General features: G+C 72.0%; 9 protein-coding genes. 4 read left to right on the forward strand and 5 right to left on the reverse strand.

The features are described from left to right. Positions 1–594: 594 nt before the first annotated feature. Positions 595–852: an SCO4848 family membrane protein gene (locus ABT023_RS19125; protein WP_350887335.1), complete on the reverse strand. Its 258-nt coding sequence runs from the start codon at positions 850–852 to the stop codon at positions 595–597. A gap of 299 nt (positions 853–1,151) precedes the next feature. Here ABT023_RS19125 and ABT023_RS19130 point away from each other — a divergent pair, with 299 nt between their 5' ends. Beyond that, the gene (locus ABT023_RS19130) at positions 1,152–1,679 is read left to right on the forward strand and encodes a DUF6244 family protein (RefSeq protein ID WP_350887338.1); all 528 of its coding nucleotides are present in this window, start codon (positions 1,152–1,154) and stop codon (positions 1,677–1,679) included. Positions 1,680–1,728: 49 nt separating this feature from the next. Here the strand turns inward: ABT023_RS19130 and ABT023_RS19135 are convergent, their stop codons facing one another. After that, a complete protein-coding gene (locus tag ABT023_RS19135; RefSeq protein ID WP_350887341.1) occupies positions 1,729–3,219 on the reverse strand; it encodes an FG-GAP and VCBS repeat-containing protein in 1,491 nt (496 codons plus the stop codon). A gap of 530 nt (positions 3,220–3,749) precedes the next feature. Here ABT023_RS19135 and ABT023_RS19140 point away from each other — a divergent pair. The 3 genes from ABT023_RS19140 (at position 3,750) to ABT023_RS19150 (ending at position 7,422) form a co-directional block, all read left to right on the forward strand. Then, positions 3,750–5,378, forward strand: a complete 1,629-nt coding sequence (locus ABT023_RS19140) for an FG-GAP and VCBS repeat-containing protein (RefSeq protein WP_350887343.1) — start codon at positions 3,750–3,752, stop codon at positions 5,376–5,378. Positions 5,379–6,303: 925 nt separating this feature from the next. Next, entirely contained in the window at positions 6,304–6,627 is a 324-nt protein-coding gene (locus tag ABT023_RS19145; protein ID WP_350887345.1) for a helix-turn-helix domain-containing protein, read from the forward strand. A gap of 390 nt (positions 6,628–7,017) precedes the next feature. Beyond that, positions 7,018–7,422, forward strand: coding sequence for a hypothetical protein (locus ABT023_RS19150; protein WP_350887348.1), 405 nt, complete (start codon positions 7,018–7,020; stop codon positions 7,420–7,422). 45 nt (positions 7,423–7,467) lie between these two features. Here ABT023_RS19150 and ABT023_RS19155 read toward each other — a convergent pair whose 3' ends face one another. The 3 genes from ABT023_RS19155 to ABT023_RS19165 all read right to left on the reverse strand — a co-directional run bounded on the left by ABT023_RS19155 (position 7,468) and on the right by ABT023_RS19165 (position 13,592). After that, positions 7,468–10,545 carry an AfsR/SARP family transcriptional regulator gene (locus ABT023_RS19155; protein ID WP_350887351.1) on the reverse strand — a complete coding sequence of 1,026 codons (3,078 nt, stop codon included), beginning with the start codon at positions 10,543–10,545 and terminating at the stop codon, positions 7,468–7,470. Between the two features lie 120 nt (positions 10,546–10,665). Beyond that, positions 10,666–11,589 carry a calcium-binding protein gene (locus ABT023_RS19160; protein ID WP_350887354.1) on the reverse strand — a complete coding sequence of 308 codons (924 nt, stop codon included), beginning with the start codon at positions 11,587–11,589 and terminating at the stop codon, positions 10,666–10,668. A 137-nt stretch (positions 11,590–11,726) separates the two neighbouring features. Beyond that, positions 11,727–13,592 (reverse strand): hypothetical protein, encoded by a 1,866-nt coding sequence (locus ABT023_RS19165; RefSeq protein ID WP_350887357.1) that lies wholly within the window; start codon positions 13,590–13,592, stop codon positions 11,727–11,729. Positions 13,593–13,598 lie beyond the last annotated feature (6 nt).

Raw genomic sequence — 13,598 nt, forward strand, 5'->3', positions numbered from 1 at the left:
CCCTAAAGCCCCAACCAGCCCGGGTATAAATCATAATTGGCACTGGCTTATCAAGCACCCTGTTGAGTTCTCAAAGAACAACCACACACCATCCGAACACCCCACCAGGAGGGCCCCGTCCGGGGCATTTCCGTACCCGCACCCGCCGCTCTCGCGCCGGGCACTTTTACTACGTTACCTCACCGTCTCTGCCGTGTCAAACCGTGTATCCCGGTCTGTCGTGCTTCGTACGGGTATCGCACCGAGTGTTCCCGCGCAGCGGCGAACCACTGCTCGTGATCATCGGATTTGGCAGGCTGGCCGTCGCGATCTCCCGCGGTCCCGCCCAGTTCCCTGCCGGTCGTCAACCTTAGCCGGTCGGTTCCGCCGCTCCAAATCCGCCTCGCGGCAAACTCGTTGGGCCCCGCCCGGCTCGGCTCCAGGGGACCGTGGTCCCTCGGCGCCGGCTGCCTGTCCCGCTCCGGCCTACAGGTCTTTCGCCCTGTTTCGTCCGTTCCGCGCTGACAGAGAGAAAGTTACGCGTCCGGGGTTTGATCGTCAAATCCGCCGTCGGCGTCCCGCGTCACACCATCTGCGATCGGGAATACGGGCAGCTCACGGGCGATTGGTCCGACGGCGGGCCGCTCGCCAGCCCCGTACGCCCAGGAAGCCCACGGTGGTGCCGATCGCCAGTGACGCCGCGATCAGCAGTGCGTGCACCCACAGGAAGCCGGTCGGTGTCCCCTCACCCACCGTTCCGCCCGCCCAGGAGCGCGGGTCGTGCCAGATGGCGACGGCGAACCGGGGCCAGATCACCCAGGTCCAGACGCCGACCCCGACAAGGAAGAGGGCCCAGCCACGTGACAGCACCATGGCTGGCGAGTATGCCAGCGGGATCGGGTACGGGGATGCGCCGCGCGGCAGGTCAGGGGCCGGGGACCCACGGTCGAGCCACCGGTCCGCCCGGTCGGGAACCTCGGTCCGTCCGGAGTTCCGCGCTGATTCCGGCGTTGCCACGGGCGGCCCGGCCCGGCTGACCGGATTGACCTCTACCGCCGCTGACGTCCAGCATCAGCACCCGGGGGGTCCTCCGGCGGACAGCGGGGGCGGCGGCTGATCGGTACGGTCGAGGTACCGACCTCTTCGCCGCCCCCGATCGAGAGAAGCCCGCCGTGTCGCACGTCGAAAAGATCACCGGTGAGCTGCGGGCGCTGACCACCGGCGTCGAGCGTGCACAAGGGCTGGCCGCCGCCGCCCACAAGCAGGCGCAGGAGGTGGCCCTGCGTGCCGCCGGCGCCGGCTTCGCCGCCGTCGCGGCCGGCATGACCCGGGTACAGGCCGCGGTCTCGGAAATCCAGGGTGTCCTGAACGGGCTGGCCACATCCCTGGGCGAGGCGACGAAGACCACGGCGGCGGTCCCCCACCGGGCCACCCCGCAGGAGACCATCGCCGGGCTCACCCCCGTGCGGAACGCCGTCGACGGTGTCCGCGACACCACGACCAGGACCATCGGTCAGCTCGGCGAGACCCGGCAACTCGCCACCATGGTGCTCCAGGGCGGGCAACCCGGTCCGCTGCTGTCGGCTTTGGAGAGCATCCGGCAGGTCCTGACGCTGGTCGTCCAACGCACCGGCGTCACCCGCCAGTCCGTCGAGGCGGCCATCGCCGAGGCACGACAGCTCGGTTCCTCTGCAGACTGACCGGGCCAGCCGGCGCCCCGGCGCCGGCTGGCCCAGCCCTCTCCGCCGCTCAACCGCCCAGCAGGCGATACCCGAAGTGGATGGTCCGCACATCGGCATCCGCGAAGTCCGCCGGCCGCTGTTGCTGCACCGACACCAGGCGAAGCCGGTCCGGCGACGGAACGCCGCGGAAATTCCTGGGGCCTACGAGTCGCAGAGTCGTGATGAGGCCATAGGGCTCGCCGGGGGCCTGCTCCCACATGTCCTCGTACTTCGACTCGGCGAGCATCTCGAGCGGGCCGGTGCCGTCCAGATCGAGAATCGCCACGGACGACCCGAGGTAGTCGTTGGGTTCCGGTCGATCATTGACGGCGCTGGCCGCGTCGGCGGACCGGGCTCGCGGGGCGACCCGGCGGAGCGAGCCCATGGCGTTCTGGGTGTAGACGAACGAGCCTGCCCCGGTCGGGCCTGACGCCGTGCCGGGAATCAGCGTCACCGAGCCGGCGTCCACCACCGTTCCCACGGTCATCGTCATCGCGCCGACCAGCAGGTCCGGTATGCCGTCGCCGGTGGCGTCGCCGGTGGCGAGCGAGTAGCCGAAGCTGCCGCCGGTCGGGTCGTCGTCCGGTTGACCGGGCACCCCCGGGGTGTCCTGGTCGATCGTCCGGTGCCCTGCCCAGGTGAGCCCGGAGCTGGCACCGCGAAGATGGACGACCTTGCCGCCCGAGGTGCGGGGAAGGCCGAGGACGAGGTCCGCACGGCCGTCCTGGTCCAGATCCGACATCACCATTACATCGACCGGAAGGGTATCGCCGGGGGTGTCGAGCTGGCCCTCGATCTTCGTGACGTCGACAACGCTCGGCCCGCGTACCGAGCCGGGGAAGAGCGTCACCATGCCGTGCGAATCGAATTCGTGCGTGCCGCGCCGGAATCCGCTCACGACGAGATCGTCGTATCCGTCGCCGGTGAAGTCACCGATAGCCAACTGGTTGCCGAAATCCTCCTCCGCCAGGCCCTGCCAGCGGGCCACCACCTGACGGACCTCCACCGAGCCGTCCTTGGTGGGACCGTCCTCGGTGCCCGGCAGCACGGTCACCGAGCCCCGGAACGGGCCGTCGCGGTCCAGAGTCGCGCCACCATCGCTGACGGCGAGTTCGTCTCTGCCGTCGTTGTTGAGGTCACCCGAGGCGATGGCACCGACGTGCAGATCCGGCAGATACCTGACATTGCTGCGATCAAGCCCGTCGGAGCCGCCGTCGTAGACGAAGATCCCATGTTCGAAGACGCCTTGGCCGAGCATCCGGGAGCTCGCCACTGCGAGGTCCTGGAAGCCGTCACCGTTGAAGTCACCAGCAGTGAAACTGGGCACCAGATAGTGCCTGGGCTCCGCGATGGCGGGCGCGGTCAGAACCTCCCGGCGGGCGAGACCGGAATACCGAACGTGCAGGACGAACCCGCCCGGACTCGCGGAGCCGCCTACGACCAGCTCGTCCCTGCCGTCACCGTCCAGGTCGAACCTGGGCTTCGCACGGCCGGCGGCGGGCGCCGTGACCGGCGGCACGGCCGCCTTGACCTGTCCGAGGGTGGTCCTTCGTGACGCAGCCTCGGTCGCCGCCTTCGCCCTCGCCGCCCTCGCCGCCGGCGGATGCTCGCGAGGTTGGTTCCGGGTGTCCGTTGCGACGAGGACGTCAGCAGCCCGTGGTGATCGAACCGGCTCGGACTGAGGATTCGACTCGCTGGCTGCGCTCGCTGAGGCGGCGGCCATGCTCAGCAGCGACAGAACTCCTACGACGGCGCCACTGATTCCTCGTGTGATCTTCACGCATTTCCCATGTCAGGGTGGTTGGGGAGACGAGGCTAGTCGGTCTATGAAGCACTGTCACCATGCCGCCCGGCGCGGGTACGGCCACCGCGGAACTGCTCGCCTGGGTTCGCCGCTACGGCACAATCGCGGCGGCCGGAGTGGGGGCACCGAGTCAGCTCCGCCTCCGCAGGGACACCGCGGCGCATCGGACATCCACCGGACAGGGGAGCCGCCCGGGTAACGGTCCTGGCATCATGTTCCCCGCTGGACAACGGGGGGAGAAGGTCATGGGCGTTCGAATGCGCTGGTGCGCGGTGTCCGTCTGCGTCGCGGCGCTCGTGGGACCGCTGTCCGCAGCCGCCGCCGCAGCGCCGCCCAAGCCACGCCCGGCCAAGGTCACCCGGGACAGCGCCGGAGTGGTCGTCCAGCGCGTCGGCACGCCGGGCAAGGTGGCCACGAAACTCGCCGCCAACGCCGCGACGTCACCCATGGACCTCGACCGCGACGGCAAGGACGAGATGGTCGTGGGGGCCTACCTTTACCAGGGTGGCTACGGGGTCGTCGTCACCTACTCCGGCCTGCCGCAACGTGACTACATCGCCGCACCGGTCACGTCCCCCACCCGGCCGAACTTCGGCGACACGTTGACGTCCGGCGACTTCAACGGTGACGGTTACGCCGACCTCGTGATCGGCAACCGCGGCGAGGTGGCGCCCTCCGGCGTCGCCTTCGGCGGTGGGGTCTGGATCTTCTACGGCGGCGCCACCGGCCTCCGTCTCGACCAGCCGCAGCACCTCACCCAGGACACCGACGGCGTACCGGGCGACATGGCCGGGTACGACAAGTTCGGGGCCGCGCTCGCCACCGGGGACGTCAACGGCGACGGCCTGGACGACCTCGCCGTCGGATCCCCGGGTGAGACGGTCAACGGGGCGGCGTCAACGGGCTCTGTCACCGTTCTGCACGGCAGCCCGACGGGGCTCACGACCGCCGGCGCCCAACTGTTCACCCAGGACACCCCCGGCGTCCCGAGCGACGCCGAGTCGATCGACACGTTCGGCTCTGCGGTCGCCGTCGGCGACGTGACCGGGGACGGGTACGACGACCTCGCTGTCGGTGCGCCGGAGGAGGGTGGGTCCGGCGGACCGATCGAGGGCGGCCTCGTCATGCTGCTGCCGGGCGGTCCCAGCGGGATCACGACCACCGCAGTGACCTCCTTCACCGGGGCCGGCCTGGGCGTCGGCGCTCTGGGCGACGTACTGTCCATCGCCGACATCGACGGCGACGGGGACGGCGATCTGGTCGCGGGTGCCCCCCGTAGCTGGGTGGGCTACATCGTCTATGTTCCGGGCACCCCAGCGGGCCTGGACGTCGCGCGAGCCAGAAGGATCAGCATGGAGACCCCGGGGGTCCCCGGCGATCCGAACGTCCACGTCGAGGGCGACTCGCCGCACGCGCACTTCGGCGGTGCCCTGTCGACCGGGGACGTGACCGGCGACGGGCGTGCCGATGTGCTCACCGGGGCGACAGGTTACGACGTGGGCGGAGTGAGGGACGCGGGAGCGGTTTTCCTCCTTCCTGGTACCGCCGAGGGGCTGACGGGTGCCGGCTCGGTCATGCTGACGCAGGCTCCGTCGTGGCGACTCAAGCGGGTGACCGATCTCGGCCCGGTAGCGGCGAATGACTACTTCGGTGAGGCGACCGCGATCCTCAATCTCGACGGCACCGGCCCTCTCGACATGCTCACCGGGACCGCCCGCGACGGCGACGGCGGGCTGGTGGTCGAACTGGATCTTTACTACGGCGCGCGACGTCCCGCCGCCGGATCTGCGGCCACCGGCCTGAGGCCGGTCGCCCGGTGGACCGGCTCGGACCTCAAGGCGTACACCGTCGGCCACACGCTCCTGCACCGCTGACAGGAACCGGGTTCTGCGCTCGGATCGGCGAACCGAGGACGTCGGGTCGGCCGGCGCGTGCCGGCCGCCCCGGAACGTCAGGATCAGGCGAGGTCGAACCGGTCGAGGTTTCATCCCCTTGACCCACGCCGCGACGAAGTCGCGCACGAAGGCGGTCCGCTTTCTGGAATCGGTCACGAAGGTTCTCACCGCGACCCCGTAGCGCCAGGTCCGCCAGGGCCTCAGCCATTCTGCGCACTCTTCGTCGCGAGATGTTGACCCGCCGTGCACCGACCGCGCCACCCACCGGCCTTCCCTGACAGCCCTGCCGCACAGCCCTGCCCAGCCGCCGAGCCTGCCGATGTCCGGGGAGAAAATCTATGTCGAACCAGCTAGACATTCCTAGTGGTGCGGGATAGCCTTACTCCCGTCGAGAGCAAAGAATCACCAAAGACGCAGACGGACCGCCCGGCCGTGGTGCCACGACGGGCAGCGAGGAACGGGAGCGGTTTCACCGTTCCGCACGAACACCGATAGAAGCACGCCAGCCCTGACGTGAAGGTGAGCGACGGGGCACCGCAGGTGGGGCCAGGCAGTCTCAGGGCTTCAGCTGATGTTCGCCGCACCTTGTACGGGGCCATGAAGTCGCGTGGGCTCCGACACCGGCGAACCGCACGTCAGCAAGGGAAAGAGGAAACAGAGGAAAGGGAGGGCCGTACACCGTTGGATCGCCCGCCGTCGGCCGTCAACCCAGGCCGGGCGGACACCGCAGCGTCCATCGAAGAGAGGTGGTCTCCGGTCACGCTTATGCGATCCTCGCACCCAAAGCCCTCACTTGCGGCTGGTGCGGATACGAGGAGCCGGCAGTCATGTCGGCAGATGGTGTTCTGACCCGTAACCCTGGGCCCCGGCGCGTGAGCGCCGGGGCCCTCGACGTGGAGGTGACATGGGGCAAAACCCCGATGACATGTTCGGTGACGAGGACTACCCCGCCTACACCATTGGTCGGGCCGCGGAGATGCTCGGCACCTCGCAGGACTTCCTGCGCCGATTGGGCGAAGCGAAACTGATCGACCCGCACCGCTCCGCCGGCGGGCACCGCCGATACTCCCGATACCAGCTACGCCTGGCCGCCCGGGCCCGCGAGATGGTCGACCAGGGCACCGCCCTGGAGGCCGCCTGTCGGATCATCATCCTCGAAGACCAACTCGAGGAAGCCCTGCGGCATAACGAGACGCGGGAGCACCGTGGGACGAGGCAACACGACTGACAGCGTCGCCCTCGCGTGAAGCCGTCGGCGTGCCACTGGTGCCGCAGGACAGGGCAGCCGCCAGGACCGGCGGTCCACGCACCGCCATTCGAGCGGCCGGTCCTGCCCGGAGTGGCTGGTCGGCGGCGCCGACACGCTGTCGCCGCCCGGCAGGCCCGCACAGCCGTCCGTGACCGCTGCTCGATGACCCGGGTCCTGCTCGGGCGTGGTCGGCCTGACCGGGGACGGCCAGAGGGGTCCCCGCAGGAGGTGGCCACTCCTGGCCCTGGTCGTGTGCGACGACGGACCGGACGACCGCAACCCGATCACAACCGGTCCGCAGCCGCCGGTGCCTAGAAATGGGTCAGTCCCCCACGGGAAGTTCCCGGGACCGGTGCAAAGGAGAACGACATGTTGAAGACCACGAAGGCCCGCCGGATCGGGGCGATGCTGGGGGCCGCCGCAGCGGTGGCGGCGCTCGGCGCGGCGGCGGGTCCGGCGCCCGCCGCCGCCGGCGTCGACGCCGAGGTCGGTTCCGCGGGTGCCTACAAGATCGCTGACGTGACCGCGCTGGCGCCGGGTTCGAGCACCTCCGGAGGGTGGAACAACACGCCCACCTCCCGGTACTACAACGTGGACGTCCGGCCGGTCGCCACCACCGTGACCCAGAGCTGCCAGCTCGAGGTGACCCGGCAGTGGCGCAAGCAGAACTGGAACGCCGACAACACCCGCGAGCTCGAGATCTACTGGACGGTCAAGAACGTCGGTTCCTACACCTGCGACGGCGACGTCTACCTCTCCTGGGTCAGCAACTGACCGAGCACCCGACCGGGCCCCGGCCAGCCGCCGGGGCCCGGCCCGTCAGCGACTGGGCACGGGTCGCCGCCCGGTGGGCACCAGCTCGCGGAGGCGGGCCGGCAGTTCCTCCAGCCGGTACGACTCGCCACGCGCCCAGGCGGCGTAGAAGGCCCGCTCGGTCAGCGCCAGACGGACCCGGTCGAGGGTGGCCGCGTGCGCGGCGTGTTCCTGCGCCGGCACCGGCGCCCCGATCGCGGCGCGGATGGCGCTGGCCGCGCCGAGCAACTCGACCGCCGCCGGATGCCGGTCGTCGGCGGCGAGGACGGCGGCGAGCGACTCCAGCAGGCTGGCGCCACGCCACCGGTCACCGACCGCGCAGTGCAACTCCAGGCTGCCCCGGAGCAGTTCGGCCGCCCGCAGCCGATCGCCGTCGCGCGCCTCGACCAGGCCGACGATGTTCAGTGCCCAGGCGATGCCCTCCTGGAAGTCGAACTCCCGGAACCGGGACAACGCGTCCTCGGCCAGCCAGCGGGCGCGGGCGTCCTGCCTCCGGTGATACGCCACGGCGGCCAGGTGGACCCGGGCGGACGCGATCCCCTCGGGGTCAGCGAGCTGGTGGAACTCCGCCAGGGCCGCCTCGATGAGCGGTTCGGCCCGGTCCAGGTCGGCGCCGAGCCAGGCGGTGAAGCCGGTCATCAGCAACGTGTCCGCGATCCCGCGCCGGTTGTCGACGAGCCGGTGGACGGTCAGCGCCTCGGCGTACCGGGCCAGCGACCGGTCCAGCCGGCCCTGTTCCCGATCGACCGAGCCGAGCAGGCTCAGCGCCCGGGCGGACCCGCTGTCGTCGGCGAGCTGCCGGTGCACCTCCAGCGCCCGCTCACCGTGCCCGGTGGCGGCGACGTAGTCGCATTCGAAGAGGGCCAGGTACGCCGCGGAGAGGCAGGCCCTGGCCAGCTCGGGCGCGGGCACGTCGTCGGTGCCGGTGAGCGCGTCGGCGAGCCACCGCCGGCCCTCCCGGTACCGGCCGCGCAGATGGCAGTACCGCCCCAGGCCGGCGGCGAGCCGGAGCTGTTCGGAGCGGGAGCCGTGCCGCCGGTGCCACTCCTGCGCGGCGACCAGGTTGTCGTGCTCCACCGCGAGCCGGTCCAGCAGCGCCTCCAGTTCCGGGCCGTGCAGTTGCCGGTCGACCTCCTCGGCCAGCCGCCGGTAGTGCACGGCGTGGCACCGGTACGCCTCGGCGGACTCCACGGCGGATTCGGCGAGCCGCTCGGTGGCGTAGTGCCGGATCGTCTCCAGCAGCCGGTAGCGTGCCCGGTCCCGGCGCCGGTCGGTCACCACCAGCGACCTGGCGACCAAGTCACCGAGCACGTCGATGGCCTCCTCGGCCGGACCGGGCGCCACCGCCTCGACCGCGTCGAGGGTGCCGCCGCCCCGGAACACCGCGAGCCGGCGGAACCACCGCTGCCGGGCCGGACTGAGCAGGTGGTAGCTCCAGGCCATGGCGGCGTCGAGGGCTGACGGCCGGCCGGCCCCACCCGGGCCGGTGCGGAGCAGCCCGGGTTCACGCAGCCGGTCGGCGATCTCCCTGGGCGTGAGCACCGACGTGCGGGTGGCCGCCAGCTCGATCGCCAGTGGCAGACCGTCGAGCCCGGCACAGATCGCCACCAGCGCGTCCGCGTCGGCGTCCCGCAGATCGCGCACGACCGGCACGGCCGCCCGGTCGAGAAAGAGCCGGACCGCGTCGTAGCGGCGGGCCTCGGCGAGGTCTCCGGTGAACGGGCCGGTCGGTACCGCCAGCGGAGCCACCGGGAACGCCCGCTCCCCCGGCAGGCCGAGGGTCTCCCGGCTGGTCGCCAGCACCCGCAGCCCCGGGCAGCGGCTCAGCAGGGTGCCGACCAGCGCCGCGCAGGCGGTGGCGAGGTGTTCACAGTTGTCGAGCACCAGCAGCAGCCGGGCCCGGCGTAGCTGCCGCGCCATCGCGTCGACGGGCGACGGATCGCCCTGGTCCGGCAGGCCGAGGGCGTTGCCCACGGTGCCCGCCAGCCGGTCCGGGTCAACGAGCCCGGCGAGTTCCACGAACCGGACCACCGGGTCGTCCCCGGCGCTGAGTTCCGCGGCGACCGCGAGGGCCAACCGGGTCTTGCCGCACCCCCCGATACCGGTGAGGGTGACCAGCCGGTGGTCGGCGAGGAGCACGCCGATCTCGGCCACCTCGGCTCGGCGACCGATCAGTCGGGTCAGTGGTGCCGGCAGCGGCGGGCCGGCGACGTTCGGCCGGCCGGACGGGCCGGCTTCGTCCGGTGCCGGATCCGCCGCCGCCCGGCCCGCGCCGCCGCCGGCCGGTCGGTCGGGGGCCGGCCCGACGGGCGCGATGCTCTCCCCGGCCAGAACGGCGGCCTCCACCTCGCGTAGCCGCCGGCCCGGCTCGATGCCGAGCTGCGCCACCAGGACACCCCGGGCCCGCCGGTACGCGGCCAGTGCGTCGGCCCGTCGACCGGCCAGGTGCAGCGCGGTCATCAGCAGTTCCCAGAGTCGTTCCCGCAGGGGCTCCCGGGTGACCAGGGTCTCCAGCTCGGCGGCGACCCGGGCGTGCTCGCCGAGCACCAGCTCAGCGGCGCAGAGATCCTCCACGGCGTTCCACCGGGCCTCGTGCAGGGTGGCCGCCTCGGCCCGGGCCCACTCGCCGATCGGGCAGTCGGCCAGGACGTCGCCCCGCCACAACCGCAGGCCGGCCCGGAGCAGTTCGGCCGCCTCGGTGGTCGTGCCGGAGCGCAGGGCCCGGTTGCCCCGTCGGGCCAGTGCCTCGAAGCGCCGAGCGTCGGTCTCGCCTGCGGCCAGGGCGTACCCGGGTGGTCGGGTGGTGATCAGCTCGGGCAGGCCTGCGGCGGTCAGCGCCCGGCGCAGATGGGCCACGTGGGCGTGCAGCGTCTTGGTCGCCGAGGCGGGCGGTTCCTCGTCCCAGATCCCATCGATCAACTGGGCCCGGGAGACGACGTCCGGGGCGCGCAGGGCCAGCAGCCCGAGCAGGGTCCGCTGCCGGGGCCCGCCCAGCCCGACCCGGCCACCGGCACCCGTGGTCACCTCCAGCGGTCCGAGCAACCGGACCTCTGCCAACACCGTCGGCCCAACCTCTGCGGCCATCGCGCCCCCTCCCCCGGGGAGGAGGAGAGCACGACGGGACGCCGCGGGCAAAGCGGCCGTCCGAAATCCGTCCGACGTCGACCGCTGCGCCGGGCAGTCAGCCGTGGGCTGCTCCCCCGATCAGCGGACGACCTCGCAGCCGGAGGCGGTGCCGCCACCCGGACCGAGTTCGCAGACGTCCCGCCCGACCGGGCCGAGCACGCGGGGCGACTGGTCGCCGAAGACAGTGTCGGCCCCGGCCTCACCGAGGATGAGGTCGTCCCCACCGCCGCCGACGAGCGTGTCGTCCCCCGCGCCACCGACCAGGACGTCCGACCCTCCGGTGCCGACGAGCAGGTCGGCACCGCCGCCGCCGACGATCTTCTCGACGTCGGCGCGGATGGTGTCACCCTCCAGTGCCGCACCGTCGTCCCCGGCCACGCCGTCCGCGTCGGCGCTGACCGACACCGCGTGGTCGGCGTAGGTGACGGTGTCGGTGCCGGTGCCGCCGGACATCAGGTCGGCCCCCGCTCCGCCGAGCAGGATGTCGGCGTTGCCGAGACCGTAGAGCCGGTCGTCGCCGCTGCCGCCGTCGATGGTGTCGCCGGCTTCGCTGCCGTACACGACGTCGTCGCCGTCCATCCCGTAGACCGCCGTGCCGCGAACCCCCTGCAGCTCGACCAGGTCGTCGCCGGCCCCAAGGTTGATCCTGGCGAGCATCACGGCGGCCGTGACGTGCACCTCGTCGGCCAGGTCCCCGGTCCAGATCGCGACGGTCACCGCCCCGGTCACCTGGCAGGTCACCCGGTTGCTGGTGACCGACACGCAGCCGACGCCCGGCACCACCGGCGACCCGGTGTCGGTGATCGCGACACCGCCGTCGACCGACTCCGCCGTCACGTCGTTGGCGACACCCGTCGGGGCGACGTAGGACACCGTCGATCCGCTCACCTGCACCGTGCCGCCCGAGGCGTGGGCCGGGGCGACGGCCCAGAGCAGGTGCACCACACCCACCGTCAGTGACAGGCCGGCACCGAGGGCGATCCTGCGCAGTTTCTCGGACAATTCAGCCTCCAGCTCTCTCACCCCGGCGGTCCGCCGCCGGTGTCGCGGAGTGAACCAACCGGCGGTTGTGATCCGGTTGCGGTGCGCGGGAGTCGGCCGCCACCACCGTCGTCGGGCCATGCGGTGGAGCGGACCGTTCAGGAGCGGCGGAACAGCACGCTGGGCACGCCCTCGATCATCTCCTTGGCGAACCGGGCCGGGTTCATCGGGCCACCGATGTCGCCGGCCAGCGCGGCCACGTCCACGACCTGCTCGACCGGCCGGGCGGTCCCGGCGCGGGTGATCCGGCGCCACCCCACGGGGACACCACGTCCCTTCTTCAGCTTGCCCGTGTCGTCGCGCAGCAGCTTGCGCCAGCCGGTCGGGGCGTGCGGGTCGTGGTCGACGCCGAAGTGCAGGGTCTCCGGTCGCAGGTGCAGGTGCAGCGTGCTGACGTCCCCCAGGAACAGGCAGAGCAGCACGGTCTCGCTCAACCGCCGGGCGGGCAACGCGGTCATCGGGGTCAGGCCGGTCAGGTCGCCGTTCTCCGGCACCGGCACGTCGTACCCGTCGATCAGCATGCCGGGAAAGCCGGAGACCAGGGCGGAGCGGATCAGGAAACCGCTGACCATCGGATAGCGCGGAGCGCCCAGGTCGGCGAGGTGTTCCCGGTCGTAGGCGACGTCCCCCGCGGTGACCCGGCCGAGGCTGAGCGCGCCGTCGAGCAGGCACCTGATCCACCACGGGTCGAGGTGGAAGAAGCGCAGCGACTCCGCCGGCAGCATCCGCTCATCGGGTACCAGGTAGTTGAACGGTACGTCGGTGAGGCGGTTGAGGTCGGCGAGCCAGGTGTCGACGACCTCGGGCGGGGCCGGGTCGGCGGCGCCGGTGGCGCTCAGCACGGGTACCGGGGTGACCTGCCCGTCGGCGTGGTGCGCCCGCCGCCGGGCCTGCCGCCAGTTCCCGTACCCGGTCGAGAACCGCTTGCTGCGCAGCGCGAGCAGCCGTCCGAGCTGCCACGCCGAGGCGTACGAAACGTCGATCATGCCGTTGTCCGGGTCGACCCGCAGCAGCGCGTCGGCGGCCCGGACCGGCAGCAGGTCGGTCGGGCCTGGGCCGGCGGAGCGCTGCGGGCTGAGCGGCCCGTGGTACCAGGACACGGTGCGCTCGGCCTGGCGCAGGCGGTGCGGGAGCGGGACGAACCCCCGGGTGAGGTACGGATCGACGGAGGGCCGCCCACGGGCGGGCAGGCTCACCGTGGCCGGGGTGCGGTCCAGCGATTCGGCGAAGCCGGCGAAGCCGGGGCCGTCCTGGACGCAGGCGAACCGCCAACTCTTCAAGGAGATCAGGTGGACCACGTCACCGGTGCCGAGGGCGAACCCGCCGTCGCGGTAACGGCCGGCCACCGACACGAGATGCGCGGTGCTGGTCCGCCCCGCCGTCGGCAACCGGGCACTCAGCACCGCCGCCAACTCGGCACCCTCGGCACGGCCGGCCACCACCTTCTGCCGTACATGGGTGAGCAGGGACAGTTCGGCGGCGGTCGGGATCAGTTCCGCCAGCCGGTCGCGCGGCACGCCGAGCACCACCGCACGGTCGTCGTCGCGCTGCCCGACCATCGGCGGTTCGTCGCCGAACCCGGGCAGCGCGGCGATCTCGGCCAGGGTGAGCACCCTCGTGTCGACCTGGTCGTCCTCGTCGAAGAGCAGCAGCGCCAGCCAGGGCAGATCGGAGGTGTCGTCGCCGCCGGTCTGTTCCCAGGGCAGCGTGCCCCGGCCCAGCAGCACGTGCGGCAGCACGTTCGCGTGGTCGCCCAGGCTGCCCTCCGGTGGGAAGACCGACACCACGTCCTCCGGGGCCAGGGCCCGGTGGTCGCCCGCGACGACGAACCGCCTGCTGACGGCCCGCACCCCTCTGGCCTGGCCACGGATGGTCAGGTCCTGCCGGACCGTCACGGTGTAGGTGCCGTCGCGCAGTTGCGGCGCGGGCCGGTGGGTGGAGACGAAGCGGGTCTCGTTGGTCATGCCGTT

This window comes from Micromonospora sp. NPDC002296, assembly GCF_040296145.1.
Taxonomy (GTDB): domain Bacteria; phylum Actinomycetota; class Actinomycetes; order Mycobacteriales; family Micromonosporaceae; genus Micromonospora.

Coding starts and splice junctions, on each gene's coding strand:
- ABT023_RS19125 (WP_350887335.1), bottom strand. CDS start 852: ATGGTGCTGTCACGTGGCTGGGCCCTCTTCCTTGTCGGGGTCGGCGTC.
- ABT023_RS19140 (WP_350887343.1), top strand. CDS start 3,750: ATGGGCGTTCGAATGCGCTGGTGCGCGGTGTCCGTCTGCGTCGCGGCG.
- ABT023_RS19145 (WP_350887345.1), top strand. CDS start 6,304: ATGGGGCAAAACCCCGATGACATGTTCGGTGACGAGGACTACCCCGCC.
- ABT023_RS19150 (WP_350887348.1), top strand. CDS start 7,018: ATGTTGAAGACCACGAAGGCCCGCCGGATCGGGGCGATGCTGGGGGCC.
- ABT023_RS19155 (WP_350887351.1), bottom strand. CDS start 10,545: ATGGCCGCAGAGGTTGGGCCGACGGTGTTGGCAGAGGTCCGGTTGCTC.
- ABT023_RS19165 (WP_350887357.1), bottom strand. CDS start 13,592: ATGACCAACGAGACCCGCTTCGTCTCCACCCACCGGCCCGCGCCGCAA.